Below are 20,099 nucleotides of genomic sequence, written 5' to 3' on the forward strand. Positions count from 1 at the left end.
ATCACGCACTCAGCGGTTCTGGAAGTCGGGTGCCCGCTTCTCCCGGAAGGCCGACATGCCCTCCTTCTGGTCCGCGGTGTCGAACAGCGCGGCGAACGCCTGCTTCTCGTGAGCCAGCCCCTCGGCGAGGGTCGTCTCCATCGCGGTATCGAGCGCGGCCTTCGCGGCGTACACCGACGGCAACGACTTGGAAGCGATCGTGTCGGCGAGCTTCGTCGCCTCGGCGAGGAGATCGGATGCCGGCACCACGCGCGACACGAGCCCGGAACGCTCCGCCTCCTCTGCGCCCATGAAGCGCCCGGACAGCACCAACTCGGCCGCCTTGTAGTATCCGACCGCACGGATCAGGCGCTGCGTACCGCCCATGCCGGGGATCACTCCGAGGTTGATCTCGGGCTGCCCGAACTTGGCGTTGTCGGCCGCGAGGATGATGTCGCACATCATCGCCAGCTCGCATCCCCCGCCCAGGGCGAAGCCGGAGACCGCGGCGATCACGGGTGTGCGCACGGCCGCGAAGTCGTGCCAGACACCGAAGTGATCGGTCTCCAGCATCTGCGCCGCGGACATGCCCTCCATCTCCTTGATGTCTGCACCGGCGGCGAAGGCCTTCTCGGAGCCGGTGACGACGATCGCACCGACGCCCTCGTCCGCATCGAAGGCGAGCGCCGCTGCGGTGACCTCCTCCGCGAGCCGACTGTTCAACGCGTTCAGCGCTTCCGGGCGGTTCAGGGTGATCCACCCCACCCGTCCGCGCTGCTCGACCAGGATCGTCTCGTACTCGGTCATGTCGCCCTCTCCGTCGAAGTACCGATCATCACACGCGGTCGTCGCGGATGTCGGTGATGATGCCGGAGAAGTCTCGCGTCGCGCCGTCGCCGGCCGCGAAGACGGCGTAGATCTCCTGGGCGAGCCGGCCCATGCGCGCATCGGTCGAGGTCTGCTCGATCGCCTGCAACGCGAGCCCGAGATCCTTGGCCATCAGCGCGCCGGCGAAGCCCGGCTGGTAGTCGCGATTGGCCGGGCTCGTGGGCACCGGACCCGGCACGGGGCAGTTCGTGGTGATCGACCAGCACTGGCCCGAGGCCTGCGAGACGACGTCGAAGAGCGCCTGATGCTCGAGTCCGAGCCGCTCCCCCAGCACGAACGCTTCGGCGACCGCGATCTGCGAGACCGCGAGCACCATGTTGTTGCAGACCTTGGCCGCCTGTCCGAGTCCGGGACCGCCGCAGTGCACGATGCGCTTTCCCATGATCTCGAGCAGCGGCAACGCCGCGGCGAAGTCCTCGTCCGAGCCGCCGACCATGAACGCGAGCGTGCCGTTCTCCGCACCGACCACGCCGCCCGACACCGGAGCATCGACGTTGCGGTGACCGGCGGCGAGCGCGAGAGCGTGTGCAGCGCGCGCTTCGTCGACGGCGATCGTGGAGGATTCGATGAAGAGGGTGCCGGGTCGGGCCGCCGCCAGCAGTTCCGTGCGATAGGCCTCGATGACGTGCTTTCCGGCGGGGAACATCGTGATGACGACGTCGGCCTCGGACACCGCGTCCGCGCCGCTCGGGGCCACGCGGATGCCGGCCACCCGCGCCGCCTCGACGGCGGCGGGGACGAGGTCGAAGCCGTGCACCTCGTGACCGGCTTCGACGAGGTTCTTCGCCATCGGCAGCCCCATGTGGCCCAGCCCGAGGAACGCGACGACCGCCTTCGACGAGGAGGCGTTCATGATGCGCTCCGCGTCTGATCCCCGCCGCTGCGCTGGACCGACGCGGAACCCGCAGGTCGCAGCATCTCGCGTCCGACGATCAGTCGCATGATCTCGTTCGTCCCTTCCAGGATCTGGTGCACGCGCAGATCGCGGACCACCTTCTCGATCCCGTAGTCCTGCAGGTAGCCGTAGCCGCCGTGCAGCTGGAGGGCGCGGTTGGCGACGTCGAACCCGGCATCGGTCGCGAAGCGCTTGGCCATGGCGCAGCGCATCGTCGCATCGGGAGCGTGCTCGTCGACCGCCTGCGCGCCGTCACGCACCATGAGGCGTGCGGCGTGCAGGTCGGTGCGCATGTCGGCGATCGCGAACAGGATCGACTGCTTCTCGGCCAGCGGCTCTCCGAACGCCATCCGCTCGTGCACGTACTGCACGGCCTTGTCGAGCGCCCACTGCGCGCCGCCCAGCGAGCAGGCGGCGATGTTGAGCCGTCCGCCGTTGAGCGCCGACATCGCGATCGCGAAGCCGCGGCCCTCATCACCGAGCATGGCGGATGCCGGAACCCGGACACCGTCGAGGATCACCTGACGGGTGGGCTGAGCGTGCCAGCCCATCTTCTTCTCCGGTGCGCCGAAGCTCAGCGCTTCGGAATCGCCCGGGACGAGGAACGCGCTGATGCCGCGTGCTCCCGGCTCCCCCGTGCGCGCCATCACGACGTAGACGGCGGCCTCCCCGGCTCCGGAGATGAACTGCTTCACCCCGGTGAGCACGAAATGGTCGCCGTCGCGCACCGCGCTGGTCGCGATGTTCGCGGCATCCGACCCCGCGCCCGGCTCGGTGAGGCAGTAGCCGCCGAACTCGGACATGGCGGTGAGCTTCGGCAGCCATTCGCCGCGCTGTGTGTCGTCGCCGTAGGTGTCGATCATCCAGACCACCATGTTGTGGATGGAGATGTAGGCCGCGACGGCGGGGTCGCCCTTCGCGAGCTCCTCGAAGATCGCCACGGTGTCGAGGCGGCTGAGGCCGCTGCCACCGAACTCCTCGTCGACGTAGATGCCGCCGAGGCCGAGCTCGCCGGCACGGTTCAGCGACTCCCTCGGGAACAGGTGCTTCTCATCGCGCTCGGCGGCATAGGGGGCGAGCTCGGTCTCGGCGAACTCGCGGACGGCGCCGATGATCGCCTCGCGCTCCTCGGCGGTGGTGGTGACGGTGGTCATGGTCATCGTGATTCCTTGTGGGAGGTGTCCGGGGCTAGTGCATGGTCGGGATGACGAAGCTGGCTCCATCGCGGATGCCTGCCGCGGGCCACCGGCTCGTCACCGTCTTGGTCTTCGTGTAGAACCGGAAGGCGTCGGTTCCGTGCTGGTTGAGGTCGCCGAATCCGCTGCGCTTCCAGCCGCCGAACGTGTAGTACGCGATCGGGACCGGGATCGGCACGTTCACGCCGACCATCCCGACCTCGACACGGGCCGCGAAGTCGCGGGCGGCGTCACCGTCGCGCGTGAAGATCGCGACGCCGTTGCCGTACTCGTGCTCCGAGGCCATCCGCAGCGCCTCCTCGTAGTCGGCGGCGCGGGCGATCACCAGGACAGGGCCGAAGATCTCCTCGCGGTAGATCGCCATGTCGGTGGTGACGTGGTCGAACAGGGTCGGGCCGAGGTAGAAGCCCTCCTCGTGCCCGTCGACCGTGAAGCCCCGGCCGTCGGCGAGGAGCGTCGCCCCCTCGTCGACCCCCTGCTGGATGTAGCCTTCGACCCGTTCGACGGCGGCTCGCGTGACCAGGGGCCCGTAGTCGACGTCGGGTGCGAGAGAGGGGCCGACCCGGAGCTGGGCGACACGTTCGGTGAGCTTGGCCGCGAGGGCGTCCGCCGTCTCCTGCCCCACCGGCACCGCGACCGAGATGGCCATGCAGCGCTCACCCGCCGAGCCGTAGCCGGAGCCGATCAGTGCGTCGACGGCCTGGTCGAGATCGGCATCGGGCATCACGATCATGTGGTTCTTCGCTCCGCCGAAGCACTGCGCCCGCTTGCCGTGGGCCGCGGCCGTCGCGTAGATGTACTCGGCGATCGGGGTCGAACCGACGAAGCCGACCGCGCGGATGCGGTCGTCCGTGAGCAGGGTGTCGACGGCCTCCTTGTCGCCGTGGACCACGTTGAGGACGCCGGCAGGGAGGCCCGCCTCGAGGAACAGCTCGGCGATGCGCACCGGCACCGAGGGATCGCGCTCGCTGGGCTTGAGCACCACCGCATTGCCGGCGGCGAGAGCGGGCCCCGCCTTCCACAGCGGGATCATCGCGGGGAAGTTGAAGGGGGTGATCGCGGCGACGACCCCGAGCGGCTGGCGCATCGAATAGACGTCGATGCCGGTTCCGGCGCCGGTGGAGTACTCGCCCTTGAGCAGGTGCGGAGCGCCGGCGGAGAATTCGATGACCTCGAGACCCCGCTGGATGTCGCCCTTCGCGTCGTCGACCGTCTTGCCGTGCTCGCTCGCGAGCAGCTCGGCCAGCGACGTCATCTCCTGCTGCACCAGGTCGAGGAACCGCAACAGCACACGAGCGCGCTTCTGCGGATTGGTCGCCGCCCATGCGACCTGCGCCTCTTCGGCGTTCGCGATAACGCGACGCACCTCGTCGGCCGAGGCCAGGGGCACACGGGCCTGCACCGCTCCGGTGCTCGGATCGAACACGTCGGCGAAGCGACCCGAGTCGGGAGTGAGAAGCGATCCGCCCACGAAGTGCGGGATAGTACGAGTCATTGTGTGACATCCCTCCGTGCCGTCGTTGGCACATTGGGGAGTTTACTCGGAGTACCGGACATTTACTAGGACATCCTTGTATCGCCCCGCGCCCGCCGCTCGACTCGTGATCGAGGTTGTTCGCGTCTCGTTCACCACCGCGTCATCTCGCCCGGGTACAACTGCAGGTGCGCGGACAGAGACTCAGACCGGATCGGGTGTCACGTCTACCGCGCGCACGGTGAGCGCTCTCGCTCCCGTCGCGGCTCCCACGCCGCGAGACCCCCGCCGAATCGGGTCGGCGGGGGTCCTCCTCGTTCAGGCGGCGACGGCCTGGGCCACGCCGCATCCGAATTAGAATCGACGGTGCGCTGCCACCCCTGGCGCATCCGCTTCGGCGTTCTCACCCCGGACGCCCGTTCCCCCGAGGACCGCACCATGTCCGAACCCCTCACCGTGTCCATCCGCCGCGAAGTCGACCCCGAGCGCATCGTCGAGGCGACCGCCTGGGTGCAGACGGGGGTGAACCTCGCGACGAAGTATCCGGGCTTCCTCGGCTCGGGCTGGGTGCGCGCCGGCGAGGACTCGCAGGTCTGGCACATGCTCTACCGCTTCGCGAGCGAGGATTCGCTCACCGCCTGGGAGCAGTCGGCCGAGCGGGCATGGTGGTTGTCGATGGGCGAGGGCTTCGTGCGCAGCGAGCGCTCCAAGCGTCGCACCGGAATCGAGGGGTGGTTCGACGAGCCGACGACCGGGACGATCACGCTCCCCGCGTCCGACGGCAGCACCGAGACCGTCACGGTCGCGCCCGCTCCGCCGCGCTGGAAGCAGGCCACCTCGATCTGGCTCGGTTTCTTCCCCGTGAACCTGGCCTTCACCTACGCGATGAGCCCTGTGCCGGGCTGGAACGAGCTGCCGATCTGGCTGCGCGTGCTCGTCACCACTCTCGTGCTCACGCCGATCATGGCCTACTGGGTGCTGCCGTTCGTGACCCGTTCGCTGCGGAGCTGGCTCACCCGCTGAGGCGCCGCACCTCTTCCGCATCCGTCACGCGACGGATGCCCGCAGCGCCCGATCGATCTCGGCCACCGCAGCCGTGAGCGGACCTGGCCGGCGCACCAGGTAGAGGGTGTTGATCGGCGGATCGTCGGTCTCGCGCAGCACGACCAGCCGACCGTCGGCGAGCTCCTCGGCGATCAGATAGGTCGGCAGCACCGTGATTCCCGCTCCGGCGACGGCTGCGGCGGCGAGCGCCCGGAGGTCGGACACGATCAGCGCGGGCTCGCGCTCGAGTCGAATGCCGAACGCATGCCGCCAGTACCGCCGCAGGATCGGTACGTCGTGGGCGTAGGCGAGAAGGGGGACGGTGTCGAGGTCGCCCGGTGCGAGCGCGGACGAAGGAGCGAGACCGAGGGAAGGGGCCGCGACGAGCACGAAGTCCTCATCGACGAGGGCCGCAGAAGGAAGGGCGCGGCCCTTCGGTCGGACGGCGGAGATCACGAGGTCGAGGCTTCCGGCACGGAGCTGATCGAGCAGGTCTTCCGCGAGCCCCGCGGCGACCGTGATCCGTTGTCCCTCCGCGATCATCGACGCCAGCGCGGGCATCAGCACCCGCTCGACGAACTCCGCTGCGCCGCCGATTCGCATCGGGGGCGCCTCGGTCGGCGACGGGCTTCCGAGGGCGAGGGCGAGCGCGTCGAGCGGACCGGACAGGCGCGCAGCCAGGTCATCGGCGCGAGGGGTCGGGAGGATCCCCCGCGCGTGACGGACGAAGAGAGGCTCCCCGATGCTCCGCTCCAGAGCCTGCAGCTGCGTCGTCACCGAGGACTGGGCGACTCCCAGCGTGCGCGCCGCCGCCGACACCGACCCGGAGCGGTGCGCGGCGAGGAAGGTGCGCCACAGCGCGAGGTCACGCAACCCATCGCCATTCCGATCACTCATATCGGAAATCTATCGGAATCGGAGGCGAGAGCTGTCCGTTGTCCTCGATATCGCATCCTGCACGGCGTCTGCCGTCCGACCCCTCTGGAGCACGCATGTCCTCTGTTCTCTTCGTCGTCACCGCCGCCCGCACCTGGACCCTCACCGACGGCACCGCGCACCCGACCGGTTACTGGGCCGAGGAGCTGCTCACTCCCTATCGCGCGCTGCGCGACGCGGGTCACTCGGTGTCGTTCGCGACGCCGGGCGGCGTCGCCCCCGTCGCCGATGCGTCCAGCCTCTCCGAGGGCGACGCCGAAGCGATCGCCGCGATCCATCAGCTCACCGCCCCGCTGATCCTGGCCGACGTCGACCCCGCGGACTACGACGCCGTCTACTACCCCGGCGGGCACGGTCCGATGCAGGACCTCGCGGTCGACGAGGACTCGGCCGCGCTGATCACGGCGACGCTCGCCGCCGGCCGCCCGCTCGCGGCCGTCTGCCACGGACTGGCCGCCCTGCTTCCTGCCCGCACCGCAGCCGGAGAATCGGTCGTGGCCGGACGCCGCATCACCGGGTTCACCGATGAGGAGGAGCGCATCGGCGGCCTCGCCGACCGCGCACCCTTCCTGCTCGAGAGCGAACTGCGGGCACGGGGCGGCGAGCTCGACATCGCCGCCCCGTGGAGCGACAACACCGTGATCGACGGCCTGCTCATCACCGGTCAGAACCCGCAGTCATCGGCATCCGCCGCCCGCGCGCTCATCGCGGCGCTCTCCTGAGCCGTCGCCGGCGCCGCGCTCATCGCGGCGCCGGTTCTGCTCAGGCCCCCGATTCCCTGCCGCTCGTCTTCGCCTTCCCTCCGGACTCCACCAGCGAGAGCGGATCCGCGATGTCTTCCAGCGACTTCCCCGCGGCGCTGACCCCGAAGATCCCGCAGACGATGCCGCCGAACATCATGATCGCCGCGCCGAGCACGTAGCCCCAGAACAGCGGGCCCCGGTCCCCGCTCTCGGCGCTCTGACCGATCAGGGCGCCGTAGAGCACCGGCGCGATCGCTCCGACCAGCTGCCCGATCGAGAAGATGTACGAGATGACCTGGCTCCGGAGCTCCAGCGGGAAGATCTCGCTGACCGTCAGGTAGGCCGCGGAGGCGCCGGCCGAGGCGAAGAAGAACGAGGCGCACCAGAATGCCGTGTGCGTCGCGGCGTTGAGCACTCCGGCGTTGAACAGGAAGGCGCTCACGAGAAGGATGAGGCCGGCCAGCATGTACGTGCCGAACAGCATCCGTCGGCGGCCCCAGGTGTCGAAGAAGTGCCCGAGGATGAGCGCACCGGCGAGGTTTCCGACCGCGAACACGATGAAGTACTGCGATGCCGACGCCGGCGGGGTGTCGTAGAAGTTCTCGAGCACCAGCGCATACGTGAAGAAGATCGCGTTGTACAGGAACGACTGCGTCACCATCATCGTGATGCCCACCAGGGTGCGCCGCGGGTATTTGCGGAACAGCACCTTCGCGATGACGAGGAACGGGACACGGCCGTACTCCTTGACCGTGATCGCCTTGCTCTCGTCGACCGGCGGGATCGTCTTCCCCTCCTTGCGGATGCGCTCCTCGATCTCGTCGACATTGCGCTCCGCCGCTTCCTCGCGCCCGTGGGTCATCTGCCATCTCGGGCTCTCCGGGATGTGTCGGCGCATCCAGATGAGCAGAATCCCGAGAACCGGACCGAGGAAGAAGCTGAGTCGCCAGCCGATGTCCTCAGGGAGGATGTCGGTGTTCAGGAAGAACACGTTCGCCACGGCGCCGAGCGCCGCGCCGCCCCAATAGGTGCCGTTGATCGCGATGTCGACGCGGCCCCGGTACTTCGCCGGGATGATCTCGTCGATCGCCGAGTTGATCGCCGCATACTCGCCGCCGATGCCGGCACCCGCGACGAACCGCCAGATGTAGAAGAACCAGGGCGCGAAGGCGAGTCCGGCGACGGCGGATCCGACGAGGTACACCGCGAGCGAGACGAGGAACAGCTTCTTGCGTCCGAGGCGATCGGTGAGGCGTCCGAAGAAGAGCGCTCCGAACACCTGCCCGAGCAGGTAGCACGTACCGGCGAGTCCCACCTCGGCCGGTCCCATCCCGAGGGTGGCGGCGTAGCCGTTGGCGGCGACGATCTGCACTTCGAGGCCGTCGAGGATCCACGAGAATCCGAGTCCCACGACGATCAGCCAGTGGAATCGAGACCAGGGCAGCCGGTCCATGCGTGCGGGAACGAGCGAGCGGACCTCCTTGACGGTGGTGTCGGATGCGGACCTGGACCCTCCTTCGTCCGGGACGCGCGTTCGTCCCGGATACGGTCTTACTCCCGTCGCGCTCCCCGGCGCATCCGCTTGACCCCGGGCTGCCGGCACGCTACAGCCCCGAATCGCGCGAATGGCTCCATCCCGGGCGGAGATGGAGCCATTCAGGCGATGGGAACGCGGAGCTCAGGCGGAGACGTGCCGCTCGTCCGGGCCGTCGTAGAAGGACAGCGGACGGATCAACGCGTTCGCCCCGGCCTGCTCGATCACGTGCGCGGTCCACCCCGTCACCCGCGCCGCGACGAACAGCGGCGTGAAGGTCAGGGTGTCGAAGCCGATCAGGTTGTACGCGGGCCCTGAGGGGTAGTCGAGGTTCGGGTAGATGCCCTTGCGCGCGACGAACTCCGACTCGAGCGCATCGTAGAGAGCGGCGACCTCGGGGCGGTCGTAGTGCTCCACGAGGGTGTCGAGCGCGGCCTTCATGGTCGGCACCCGAGAGTCGCCCTTCTTGTAGACGCGGTGCCCGAAGCCCATGATCTTGCGCTTTTCGGCGAGCGCCTTGTCGAGCCACGGCACCACGTTGTCGGCTGTGCCGATGTCATCGAAGATGTGCAGCACGGCTTCGTTGGCGCCACCATGCAGCGGGCCCTTGAGAGCGCCGATCGCACCGACCACCGCCGAGTAGATGTCGCTCAGGGTCGAGGTGATCACGCGCGCGGTGAACGTCGAGGCGTTGAAGGAGTGCTCGGCGTACAGGATCATCGAGCGGTTGAACGCGTCGACCACCACGTCGTCCGCTTCTTCGCCGAAGGTCATCCAGAGGAAGTTCGCCGAGTAGTCGAGGTCGTCGCGCGGCGCGATGATCTCCTGTCCACGACGGCGACGCTGACCGTAGGCGACGATCGCCGGGAGGGCGGCGAACAGGCGGATGCTCCGCTCGAGGTTCTGCTCCGGACTGCCGCCTGCATCGAGCACGGAGCCGCCGGCACCGGGATCGGAGGCACCGATCAGGCTGACCGCGGTGCGCACTTCGTCCATCGGGTGCGCATCCAACGGCACCAGATCGATCGCGGTCTTGACGTTGTCGGCCAGCGCACGGTGCTTCCGCTCCTCCAACCGGAACGCCGCGAGCTCCTCGGGCGTGGGCAGCTCACCGTTCCACAACAGGTACGCGACGGCTTCGAACGGCTGCGTGTCGGCCAGCTCCTGCACCGGGTAGCCGCGGTACAGCAGGCTGTTCGTCTCGGGGTTGACCTTCGAGATCGCGGTCGTGTCGACGACGACTCCCGCGAGGCCCTTCTTGATGTCCGGCTCGGTCATGGTCACTCCTTCGTGATGGTGAAGTTGAAGACGCCGGAGTCGAAGTGGTTGTACGACTCGTAGTCGATCAGATCGTAGAGATCGGCGCGATGCTGCATCTCGCCGAGCTTCGAGGTCAGATTCCCCTCCTCGTTCAGAGTATCCAGTGCGCGGCCCGCAGCCCCCATCGAGATGCGCAGCAGCGACACCGGCCAGATGACCAGGTTCACTCCCGCGTCGCGCAGCTGGTCGACCGAGAAGAGCTCGCTCTTGCCGAACTCGGTCATGTTCGCCAGGATCGGCACGTCGAGCGCCTCGGCCATGGCCTCGAACTCGGCGAGCGTGCGCATCGCCTCGGGGAACACCGCGTCGGCACCGGCATCCACCAGGGCCTTCGCGCGGTCGATCGCCGCGTCCAGCCCCTCGACCGCCCGGATGTCGGTGCGCGCCATGATGAGGAAGTTCTCGTCACGACGGGCGTCGGCGGCGGCACGGATGCGCTTGATCGCGGTGTTCTCGTCGACCACGGCCTTGCCGTCGAGGTGGCCGCAGCGCTTCGGGTTGATCTGGTCCTCGATGTGCGTGCCGGCCAGGCCCGCGTCCTCGAGCTCCTGGATCGTGCGGGCGACGTTCATCGGCTCGCCGAAGCCGGTGTCGGCGTCGACGATCGCGGGGAGGTCGGTCATGCGGGCGATCTGCTTCGCGCGTCCGGCGACCTCGGTCAGCGTGGTCAGGCCGATGTCGGGCAGCCCCAGGTCGGCGGAGAGCACGGCGCCGGAGATGTAGACGCCGTCGAAGCCCTTCTGCTCGATCAGACGGGCGCTCAGGGGGTTGAACGCGCCGGGGAAGCGCAGCAGTTCACCGCTCGCGAGCCGCTCACGGAACAGCCGCCGCTTCTCGGCGGGGGTGACGGTGGAATACAGCATCAGAACAGTCCTGCCGGCGTGGGTGCGGCCTCGAGCAGGCCGGGCTTCGCGACGATCGACAGCTCACCGACCTCGGCAGCCGTCAGCTCGGGCAGACGCTGCACGAGGGCGAGGAACCGCTCGATCTCGGCCGGCTCGAGCACGGGCTCTGCCAGCAGACGGAACTTCGCGATGTAGTTCTCGCGGGCGAACGGGCGTGCTCCCAGCGGGTGCGCGTCGGCCACGGCGATCTCGTCGACCACTGTCGAGCCGTCGGTCAGGCGGATCTCGACGCGACCGCCGAACGCCTTCTCTGCCGGGTCCTCCGAGTGGTAGCGGCGGGTCCACTCGGCGTCTTCGGCGGTGGTGATCTTGTGCCACAGCGCGACGGTGTCGGCGCGGCCCGCGCGCTCGGGGGCGTAGGAGTCGACGTGGTGCCACCCGCCATCCTGCAGCGCCACCGCGAAGATGTACGGCACCGAGTGGTCGAGTGTCTCGCGCGAAGCGGTCGGGTCGTACTTCTGCGGGTCGTTCGCGCCGGAGCCGATCACGTTGTGGGTGTGGTGGCTGGTGTGGATCACGATCTGATCGATGTTCGCGGGGTCGCGCAGCGCCGGGTTCTCGATGCCGAGCTTGCGGGCGAGGTCGATGAGCGCCTGCGCCTGGTACTCGGCCGAGTGCTCCTTCGTGTACGAGTCGAGGATCGCGCGCTTGGGCTCGCCGGCGGCGGGCAACGGCACGTCGTACGCCGCGTCCTTGCCGTCGAGCATCCAGGCGATCACACCGTCTTCGCCCTCATAGATCGGGGCGGGACTGGTCTGTCCGCGCATCGCCCGGTCGACGGCTTCGACGGCCATCTTGCCGGCGAAGGCCGGAGCGTGCGCCTTCCAGGTCGAGATCTCGCCCTTGCGGCTCTGACGCGTCGCGGTCGTGGTGTGCAGCGCCTGGCCGACGGCCTGGTAGATGGTCTCGACGTCGAGCCCGAGGAGGGTGCCGATGCCGGCCGCGGCAGACGGGCCGAGGTGGGCGACGTGATCGATCTTGTGCTTGTGCAGGCAGATCGCGCGCACCAGGTCCATCTGGATCTCGTAGCCGGTGGCGATGCCGCGCACGAGCGCCCGGCCGTCCTTGCCGGTGTGCTGTGCGACGGCGAGGATCGGCGGAATGTTGTCGCCGGGGTGCGAGTACTCCGCCGCGAGGAAGGTGTCGTGATAGTCGAGCTCGCGCACGGCCACACCGTTGGCCCAGGCCGCCCACTCGGGGCTGGTGCGGTGGTCGAGGGCGGCACCGAAGAGGTTCGCTCCGACGCCGCCGGTGGAGACAGGATGGCTGAACGCCTGCGCGCGGGCCGCGTTGATCGGGCCGCGGGTGAGGGAGGCCGCCGCCACCGAGGCGTTGTCGATGATGCGGTTGATGATCATGTCGACGACGTCCTGCTCGACCTCGACCTGATCGGCGGCGACCTGGGCGATCTTCCAGGCGAGCTGGTCTTCCCTGGCGAGGTTCTCGTCGCTGCGGTGCACGCGGACGTGGTGGGTGACAGTCATTTCTTATCCTTCACTGGTGCGGGGTCGACGGTGGTGCGGGGGTCGACGGTGGTGCGGGGGTCGAGCGAATCGAGGATGCCGGCGAGCGCGTTGTGCAGGTGCACGTGCGTGGCGTGGGCGGCGAGGTCGCCGTCGCGCGCGGCGAGCGCCTCGGCGATGGTGCGGTGCTCTGCGGCGGAGGCGGCGAGGCGGGCGGGCTTGTCGCGGGCCATCCGACGCACGCGCACGAGGTGCGTGCGCACGGTGCGCAGCGCCGAGGCGATGTAGTCGTTGGCGACGGCCGCATCGAGCGCGGCATCGAAGCGGGCGATCAGGGCGTAGTACGCGTCGCGTCCCTCGACGGCGTCGAGATCGACGTGTGCGAACTCGTCCGCGAGTGCCGCGAAGAGCTGCGCGTCTCCTCTGGCGGCGGCGAGACGGGCGGAGCTCTCCTCGAGGGCGCGGCGGATCTCGAAGAGGGAACGGATGTCGTCGGCATCGAGACCCGCCACCACGGTGACCCGCGGCGACTGCTGCACGACGAGCCCGTCGGCGATGAGGCGCCGGAGCGCTTCGCGCATCGGCGTGCGGCTGACGCCCAGCCGCTCGGCCTGCTCGACCTCGCCGAGCACGACGCCGGCTGCCAGCGTGCCGGACTGGATGTCGTCGAGCAGGGCCGCGTACGCACGATCACTCGCGGAGGTGCGTTCGACGGCGATGGTCATGCCCTCAGTGTATACATAAAGCCAGGCTGCGGGCTCAGAACTCTTCCTCAGCCCGCTTCCCGTATACATTATCGGCCGCGGACATCGGCTCCACAGGCACCGGCCCCACAGGCACCGGCTCCACGAACTCCGGCGCCGCGGGTTCGCCCAGCTTGACGACCACCACACCCACGAGCACCAGCACGCCACCGAGAGCCTGCAGCAGGTCGGGGAGCTGTCCGAGCAGCAGCCAGCCGAACAGGAGCGCGGCGACCACCTCGGCGAGCGCCACGAACGAGGCGAGTCGCGACCCCAGCATCCGCGTCGAGGCGATGCCGAGCAGGTACGCGAGCGCGGTCGCGACGACGCCCATCGCCAGCACCGGCACGAACCAGGGCACACTGCCGAACCGGTAGGCGATGTCGTCGGTCGTCCACCGGATCGGCAGCACACCGATCGCGCCGGCCACGGTGAGCCCGAGCGCGCCGAGCAGCAGACCGCTGCCGGCGAGAGCGATCGGCGGCAGCCCCGTGTCGGCTTTGGCCGAGAGCACGAAGTACGTCGCCGCCCCCACCATGGCCCCGAGCGCCCACAGGATGCCGGCCACGTTGACGTCGGCGCCGGTGAGGATGTCGAGCATGAGCACCAGTCCGACGAAGGCGATGGCCGCACCGATGATGCTCCGTCGTGTCGGACGCTCCCCCCGCCGCAACCAGAGCCACAGCAGCACCGCGATCGGAGCGGTGTACTCGATGAGCAGCGCCAGTCCGACATCCATGACCGCGACGGCCTGGAAGTAGAAGAGCTGGGTCGCGGCGACTGCCAGCAGTCCATAGGCGAGGATCATGCCCGCGTTGCGCCGCAGCAGCCCCCACCGTCCGCGCAGGGACAGGATCGCGGGGATCAGCAGTACGAGCGCGGCGACCCAGATGCGCGCGGTGACCGCGGCACCGGGCGTCCATCCCGCATCGATGAGCCCGCGCGCCCATCCACCCGACATTCCGAAGGCGAAAGCCGCGGCGATCGCCAGCGGCAGCCCGAGGCGCATCCCGCGGGCGGAAGCGACAGCCCTGTCACTGCTCACCGTGCTCATGATCGATGACGCTACTCGCGCGCGCTGTAAGATGTCAACATGATCTTCACCGATGACACGGAGGAGGCGCTGCGGTCCGCCGTCTGGCTGGTGAACTCCGCCGAACAGCCAGACACACTGACCGACCTCGACGATGAAGACACGTTCCTCCGCGAGTTCCCGTACACCGGGCGCCTCGACCGCGACGAGCTCGAGGTGGCGTCGCTGCGCGAGCTGCGTCCACGCCTGCGCACCATGCTGCTGGCACCCCGCGACGAGATGGCCGCCCACGTCAACGACGCCCTTGCGGAATCACGCCTCACCCCGGCTCTGCGCCGGCATGACGGCGTGGACTGGCACCTGCACGCCGTCGCCGACGAGCAGCCCTTCGCCGAGCGCATCCTGATCGAGACCGCGATGGCCCTGATCGACGTCATCCGCGCCGACGAGGGGTCGCGTCTCACCGTGTGCGAGGACGACACCTGCCGATCGATCGCCCTCGACCTCTCGCGCAACCGCTCGAAGCGGTACTGCTCGACCACGTGCGCGAACCGCAACGCCGTCGCCGCCTACCGAGCGAGGCTCGCGGCCGAGTGACCCGGCACTGACTCCGACGCCTTCCCCCCGGCTGCGCGCTCCGGCCCCGGCTGACCCCGCGTTCCGGTCGCGCGTGGCCCCCGCGTTCCGGTCGCACTTCCTGCCGGGTTTTTCCCGATCAGGCGGCACCATCTGCGCCCGGAGCAGCAGCAACCGGCACCACCTGCGCCCGGAGGACCAGCAGCCGGCACCAACCGCGACCGGAGGACCGCCGCCGACCACCGCACCGCGCGCAGATGCGCGCCGCGGATCGCGCGCGGGAGCGATCCGCTCTGGACGCCACCTGTCATAACAGGTACAGTGAACCTGTCATTACAGGTTGCGCAGCGCCGCAGCACCGTTACGAGGAGCACCGATGCCCGAGTTCCATACCCCGCCGATCTCTCCGATGGCGATCGCCTTCGACGCCGAGAAGCTCACGCTCTCCCCCGAGGGCCCGACCCTCACCCGGCGGATGTCCGACCTCGAGGGGCTCTTCCTCGACGCAGATGCCTGGGCTGCGGCATCGGCCGGCGAGAACCCCGTGGTCTACACGGTCGTCAGCTCCCCCGTGCCCGAGATCGACCGCGAGCTGCCGCAGTCGATCACCACGATCATGCCCGGCGACACCTCCGGCGAGCTCTGGATGACCAAGGGCCACCAGCACCCGGACCACCAGGGCGAGATCTACCTGGCGTTGAAGGGGCAGGGCGGACTGCTGATGTTCGACGGCGAGCGCACCGAGTGGCTCGACATGCTCCCTGGCACGATCGGCTACATCCCTCCGGGCTGGGCTCACCGTTCCGTGAACACCGGCGACGAGCCCTACGCCTTCCTCGCGGTGTACCCGGGAGGAGCAGGACACGACTACGGCTGGGTGCTGGAGCACGGCATGGGCTCGCGCGCCTACCGCGGAGCCTCCGGCGTCGACCTGCGTCCCTACGCGGAATAGGCTCCGGCCATGATCATCGCGCATGACCTGGGCACCACCGGGAACAAGGCGTCGCTGCACCACGATGACGGCCGTCTCGTCGCCTCGGTCACCGTCCCCTACCCCGCGCACTTCGCCGCGGGCGGGGTCGCCGAGCAGGATCCCGCCGACTGGTGGGATGCGGTCGTCGCCGCCACGCGCGATCTGATCGCCCGCACCGGCACGGCCCCGACCGACATCGCCGGACTCGTGGTGAGCGGCCAGATGATGGGTGCCGTGCTGCTCGACGCCCATGGTGAGCCCGCACGCCCGGCGATCATCTGGGCCGACACCAGGGCCGGCGCGCAGCAGCGCGAGCTCGAGGCCGCGATCGGCGCCGAACGCGCCTACGGCATCCTGGGCCACCGCCTCAACCCCACCTACTCCGTCGAGAAGGTCATGTGGGTGCGCGACAACGAGCCCGACACCTGGGCGCGCGTGCGACGCGTCTGCGTCGCGAAGGACTTCATCGTGCTACGCCTGACCGGGCGCCTCGCGACCGATCGCTCCGACGCGTCGGGCACGAACGCCTACGACCAGGCCGCGGGCACGTGGTCGGACGAGGTGCTGCAGGCTGCGCGCCTCGACCCGGCGTTGTTCCCCGAGATCCTGGAATCCACGCAGATCGCCGGCACGTTGACGGATGCCGCAGCCGACGCCCTCGGCCTCCCCGCGAGCGTGCGTGTGGTGATGGGCGGCGGCGACGGCCCGATGGCCGCCGTCGGCTCGGGTGTCGTCGCGCCGGAGGACGGCCCCTACGTCTGCCTGGGCACATCGTCGTGGATCTCGTTCGCGGCCGACGCCCCGCTGCACGACCCTGCGATGCGTACCTTCACATTCGACAACGTCGTGCCAGGCTCGTTCGTGCCGACCGCCACCATGCAGGCCGGCGGCGCCTCGGTGCAGTGGATCGCCGAGGCCCTCTCCCCCGATCCTGCGCACCCCGAGACCGGACGACTGACGGCCGAGGCCTCCGCCGACGTCGACACCGACGATCTCTACTTCCTCCCTTATCTGCTCGGCGAGCGCTCTCCGATGTGGGATCCGGAGGCGCGGGGCGCATTCGTCGGCCTCGCCCGCCACCACGCCAGGGCGCACCTCGTGCGGGCCGTGCTGGAGGGCACCGCGTTCAACCTGCTCAGCTGCATCCAGGCGTTCCGCGAAGCCGGCGCCGTGATCGACCGCATCGACGCGGTCGGCGGCGGAGCTCAGAGCGACGTGTACCTCTCGGTGCTCGCCGACGTGTGGGGTGTGCCCGTGCGCCGCCGGACGATCGTCGAAGAGGCGAACAGCCTCGGCGCCGCGGTGACCGCCGCGGTCGGGCTCGGCCTCACCGACTTCTCGGCCGCCCGCGCCCTGAGCGAGGTCACGGCCGAGTTCATTCCGGATGCGGCACGTCACGCCGTCTATGCCGAGCGGCACGCCCGCTTCGCCGACGCCTACACGACTCTCGCGCCGTGGTTCGCCGGACGGCCGCGCTGATGGGCGTCATCCTCGTCACCAGCCGCTCGTTCTCCGACGGCGACCTCGACCTGGTCGAGCGCGCGGCGCAGGCGGGTCACCGCATCCTGCACGGGCCTGCCCACCACGACCTCGACGAGCTGCGGTCGCTGCTGCACGGTGCCGACGCCTGGATAGCCGGCACCGGGTCCGTCACCGACGCGCATCTCGCCGCGGCCCCGAAGCTCAAGGTCGTCGCCCGCTATGGTGTCGGCACCGAGTCCGTCGATCTCGACGCTGCGCGCGACCGCGGCATCCCGGTGACCAACACCCCCGGTGCCAACGCCGACGCGGTCGCCGACCATGCGGTCGGACTGATGCTCGCCGCCCTCCGCTTCGTGCCCGACGGCGACCGCCGCGTGCGCGCGGGCGACTGGGGTGTGCGGCGTGGTCGCGAGCTCGGCGCCGCCACGGTCGGCATCGTCGGCTTCGGGCGCATCGGCCAGGGCGTCGCCGCACGGCTGAGCGGCTTCGGACCGCGCGTGCTGGCGGCCGATCCGTTCCTTCCCGACGATGTCGTGCGGGCGCGGGGTGCGGAGCCCGTCTCGCTCGGCGACCTGTTCCGCGCGGCCGACGTGATCACCCTGCACGCTCCGGGCGGGCAGCGGCTCGTCGACGCCGAGCGCCTCGCCGGCATGCGACCGGGAACCGTGCTGGTCAACACCGCCCGCGGCGACCTGATCGACGAAGCCGCCGTGGCACAGGCGCTGCACGACCGCATCCTCGCCGGCTACGCGGCCGACACCCTCGACGGCGATACCGCGGCGCACGACAGCCCGCTGCTCGCGCCGGAACTCGCCGACCGCGTGATCGTCACCCCGCACCTGGGCGCACAGACCACGCAGGCGGTCGACAACATGGGGTCCCTGTCGCTCGCTGACGTGATCGCGGTCCTCTCCGGCGCCGAGCCCGCCCACCCCGTCCCCAGCCCCGTCCCCGTCGCCGTCCCCGAGGAGACCCGATGACCACCACCGCCGACGTCGTCGCCACCGCACACGCTCCAGCATCCGCCGACTACATGGGCTTCGTCGGGGTGACCACCGCGTCGTCGTCGATCATGAAGGTCTTCCCCCTGTGGGCCGACATCCTGGACCTGCCGACGCGCACCCTGGTCGGCCACGACCTGCCGATGGATGCCGAGCCCGAGCAGTACCGCGCCATGGTCGAGCAGATCCGCGACGACCCCCATCACCGCGGCGCGCTCGTCACCACGCACAAGATGAACGTGTACGCCGCGGCATCCGACCTGTTCGACGAGCTCGACCCGTTCGCGGTGTCGTGCTCCGAGATCTCCAGCATCGCGAAGCGCGGCACGGTCCTGTCAGGGCGGGCGAAGGATCCGATCACCGTCGACCTGGCCCTGAACGACTTCCTTCCCGCCGATCACTTCGCTCGAACGGGCGGTGCGGTCGTGATCCTCGGGGCCGGTGGATCGGGCACCGCGCTGAGCTGGGCACTGGCCGAGCGGGCCGACGCCCCGTCGAAGATCACGGTCACCGCCCGCACACAGGACAAGCTCGACCACCTGCGCGAGGTGCACCGTCAGCACGGCACCCGCGAGGGCCTGATCGAGTACGTCGTGACGGCGACCCCCGCAGACGCCGATGCCCTGGTGGCTGCGGCCCCCGCAGGATCGGTGATCGCGAACGCGACCGGTCTCGGCAAGGACCGCCCCGGCTCGCCCCTGACCGACGCCGTGGTGTTCCCCGAGGGGGCGTACGCATGGGAGTTCAACTACCGCGGCTCGCTCGAGTTCCTGCACCAGGCCGAGGCTCAGGCATCCGCCCGCGGGCTGCACGTGGTCGACGGGTGGCGCTACTTCATCCATGGCTGGTCGCAGGTGGTGGCCGACGTGTTCGAGCTCGACCTCACGCCCGACGTCGTCGAACGGCTCGCCGAGGCCGCGGAGTCGGTGCGCTGATGCCCGCCGTCGTCCGGACCGTGCTCGGCGACATCGCCCCTGCGCTCCTCGGGCGGGTGGACTATCACGAGCACCTGTTCCAGGTGACTCCGCTGCTGCCGGGCGACGAACTCGACGACGAGAAGGCCTCGGGCGAAGAAGCCGCCCTGCTGCAGGCGAGCGGGTTCGAGACGATGGTGGATGCCACGCCGTTCGGTCTCGCGCGCGACCCCGCAGCCCTCGCCCGGATCAGCGTCTCGACCGGACTGCACATCGTCGCGACGACCGGACGACACCGGGAGGCCCACTACGGCGCGGACCATCCGATGCAGGTGTGGACCGCCGACCGTCTGGCCGCCCTCTTCATCGCCGACATCATGCGCGGCATGCCCGCCGACGACGGGGAGATCTTCGAGACACCCGAGGCGCCCCTCGCCGCGGCACCCGATGGCAGCCCCGTGCGCGCAGGTCTCCTCAAGGGCGGCGCCGACTACTGGCGCATCAGCCCGTTCGAGCGCACCACCCTGATCGCCGTGGCCGAGGCGCACCGCGCGACGGGCGCCCCGGTCATGGTGCATCTGGAGTTCGGCACGGCAGCCCACGAGGTGCTCGACCTGCTCGGGGCCGAGGGCGTGTCCGCCGACCGTGTCGTGCTGGCGCACGCCGACCGCGACCCCGACCCCGGGCTGCACGCGTCGCTCGCCGAACGCGGTGCCCACCTCGGGTACGACGGCTTCGCGCGTCCGCGCACCCGCTCCGACGCCGAGCTGCTCGCCCTGACCGTCGCGGTGGTCGAGCGTGGCGCCGGCGACCGGATCGTGCTCGGCGGCGACGTCGCCCGGCGCACGAGGTACATCGCGTACGGCGGCATGCCCGGACTCGCCTACCTCGGCGACCGCTACCTCCCGCGCCTCCGCGCGGCCGTGGGAGACGAGGCCGTGCAACGGATGCTCGTGTCCACCCCGGCGCGGTTGCTGACCCTCTCGCCCTGATCCCCTCG

General features: G+C 69.8%; 19 protein-coding genes. 8 read left to right on the top strand and 11 right to left on the bottom strand.

What is annotated here, in order from left to right:
- Window positions 1-9 precede the first annotated feature (9 nt).
- The 4 genes from DW307_RS03925 to DW307_RS03940 are packed head-to-tail and all read right to left on the bottom strand — an operon-like array spanning window position 10 to window position 4,453.
- The gene (locus tag DW307_RS03925; RefSeq protein ID WP_029267752.1) at window positions 10-786 is read right to left on the bottom strand and encodes an enoyl-CoA hydratase-related protein; all 777 of its coding nucleotides are present in this window, start codon (window positions 784-786) and stop codon (window positions 10-12) included.
- A 28-nt stretch (window positions 787-814) separates the two neighbouring features.
- Window positions 815-1,720 (bottom strand): 3-hydroxyisobutyrate dehydrogenase, encoded by a 906-nt coding sequence (gene mmsB, locus DW307_RS03930; protein WP_029259512.1) that lies wholly within the window; start codon window positions 1,718-1,720, stop codon window positions 815-817.
- Window positions 1,717-2,922, bottom strand: coding sequence for an acyl-CoA dehydrogenase family protein (locus tag DW307_RS03935; protein ID WP_029259511.1), 1,206 nt, complete (start codon window positions 2,920-2,922; stop codon window positions 1,717-1,719). The genes mmsB and DW307_RS03935 overlap by 4 nt, the downstream gene beginning before the upstream one ends.
- A 28-nt stretch (window positions 2,923-2,950) precedes the next feature.
- Complete coding sequence (locus tag DW307_RS03940) at window positions 2,951-4,453, bottom strand: CoA-acylating methylmalonate-semialdehyde dehydrogenase (RefSeq protein WP_029259510.1); 1,503 nt, start codon at window positions 4,451-4,453, stop codon at window positions 2,951-2,953.
- Window positions 4,454-4,870: 417 nt separating this feature from the next.
- Here DW307_RS03940 and DW307_RS03945 point away from each other — a divergent pair, with 417 nt between their 5' ends.
- Window positions 4,871-5,455 (top strand): antibiotic biosynthesis monooxygenase, encoded by a 585-nt coding sequence (locus tag DW307_RS03945; protein WP_031207567.1) that lies wholly within the window; start codon window positions 4,871-4,873, stop codon window positions 5,453-5,455.
- Window positions 5,456-5,479: 24 nt separating this feature from the next.
- Here DW307_RS03945 and DW307_RS03950 read toward each other — a convergent pair whose 3' ends face one another.
- Entirely contained in the window at window positions 5,480-6,373 is an 894-nt protein-coding gene (locus DW307_RS03950) for a LysR family transcriptional regulator (RefSeq protein ID WP_029267758.1), read from the bottom strand.
- 95 nt (window positions 6,374-6,468) lie between these two features.
- Between DW307_RS03950 and DW307_RS03955 the strand changes: the two genes are divergently transcribed.
- Window positions 6,469-7,134 (top strand): type 1 glutamine amidotransferase domain-containing protein, encoded by a 666-nt coding sequence (locus tag DW307_RS03955; RefSeq protein WP_136024023.1) that lies wholly within the window; start codon window positions 6,469-6,471, stop codon window positions 7,132-7,134.
- A gap of 40 nt (window positions 7,135-7,174) precedes the next feature.
- Here the strand turns inward: DW307_RS03955 and DW307_RS03960 are convergent, their stop codons facing one another.
- From DW307_RS03960 to DW307_RS03985, 6 genes are all read right to left on the bottom strand, one after another.
- Window positions 7,175-8,608: an MFS transporter gene (locus DW307_RS03960; protein WP_136024025.1), complete on the bottom strand. Its 1,434-nt coding sequence runs from the start codon at window positions 8,606-8,608 to the stop codon at window positions 7,175-7,177.
- A gap of 225 nt (window positions 8,609-8,833) precedes the next feature.
- On the bottom strand, window positions 8,834-9,967 hold the full coding sequence (locus tag DW307_RS03965) for a bifunctional 2-methylcitrate synthase/citrate synthase (protein ID WP_029267762.1): 1,134 nt from the start codon (window positions 9,965-9,967) through the stop codon (window positions 8,834-8,836).
- 2 nt (window positions 9,968-9,969) lie between these two features.
- A complete protein-coding gene (gene prpB, locus DW307_RS03970; RefSeq protein ID WP_136024027.1) occupies window positions 9,970-10,872 on the bottom strand; it encodes a methylisocitrate lyase in 903 nt (300 codons plus the stop codon).
- Entirely contained in the window at window positions 10,872-12,398 is a 1,527-nt protein-coding gene (locus tag DW307_RS03975) for an MmgE/PrpD family protein (protein ID WP_136024029.1), read from the bottom strand. Before DW307_RS03975 ends, prpB begins: the two co-directional genes overlap by 1 nt.
- Complete coding sequence (locus DW307_RS03980) at window positions 12,395-13,102, bottom strand: GntR family transcriptional regulator (protein ID WP_240750476.1); 708 nt, start codon at window positions 13,100-13,102, stop codon at window positions 12,395-12,397. The genes DW307_RS03975 and DW307_RS03980 overlap by 4 nt, the downstream gene beginning before the upstream one ends.
- 34 nt (window positions 13,103-13,136) lie before the next feature.
- Complete coding sequence (locus DW307_RS03985) at window positions 13,137-14,174, bottom strand: EamA family transporter (RefSeq protein ID WP_136024030.1); 1,038 nt, start codon at window positions 14,172-14,174, stop codon at window positions 13,137-13,139.
- A 39-nt stretch (window positions 14,175-14,213) separates the two neighbouring features.
- Between DW307_RS03985 and DW307_RS03990 the strand changes: the two genes are divergently transcribed.
- From DW307_RS03990 to DW307_RS04015, 6 genes are all read left to right on the top strand, one after another.
- Complete coding sequence (locus DW307_RS03990; RefSeq protein ID WP_021200323.1) at window positions 14,214-14,750, top strand: CGNR zinc finger domain-containing protein; 537 nt, start codon at window positions 14,214-14,216, stop codon at window positions 14,748-14,750.
- A 355-nt stretch (window positions 14,751-15,105) separates the two neighbouring features.
- Window positions 15,106-15,681, top strand: coding sequence for a glucose-6-phosphate isomerase family protein (locus tag DW307_RS03995; protein ID WP_021200322.1), 576 nt, complete (start codon window positions 15,106-15,108; stop codon window positions 15,679-15,681).
- A 9-nt stretch (window positions 15,682-15,690) separates the two neighbouring features.
- Window positions 15,691-17,181, top strand: coding sequence for a xylulokinase (gene xylB / locus DW307_RS04000; RefSeq protein ID WP_136024032.1), 1,491 nt, complete (start codon window positions 15,691-15,693; stop codon window positions 17,179-17,181).
- On the top strand, window positions 17,157-18,164 hold the full coding sequence (locus DW307_RS04005; RefSeq protein ID WP_136024034.1) for a phosphoglycerate dehydrogenase: 1,008 nt from the start codon (window positions 17,157-17,159) through the stop codon (window positions 18,162-18,164). Before xylB ends, DW307_RS04005 begins: the two co-directional genes overlap by 25 nt.
- Entirely contained in the window at window positions 18,161-19,120 is a 960-nt protein-coding gene (locus tag DW307_RS04010) for a shikimate dehydrogenase family protein (protein WP_136024036.1), read from the top strand. Before DW307_RS04005 ends, DW307_RS04010 begins: the two co-directional genes overlap by 4 nt.
- Window positions 19,120-20,091 (top strand): phosphotriesterase family protein, encoded by a 972-nt coding sequence (locus tag DW307_RS04015; RefSeq protein ID WP_136024038.1) that lies wholly within the window; start codon window positions 19,120-19,122, stop codon window positions 20,089-20,091. Before DW307_RS04010 ends, DW307_RS04015 begins: the two co-directional genes overlap by 1 nt.
- The last annotated feature ends 8 nt before the right edge of the window (window positions 20,092-20,099 follow it).

Origin of the sequence: Microbacterium sp. K27 (genome assembly GCF_004794435.1) — a bacterium.
GTDB lineage: Bacteria > Actinomycetota > Actinomycetes > Actinomycetales > Microbacteriaceae > Microbacterium > Microbacterium maritypicum_A.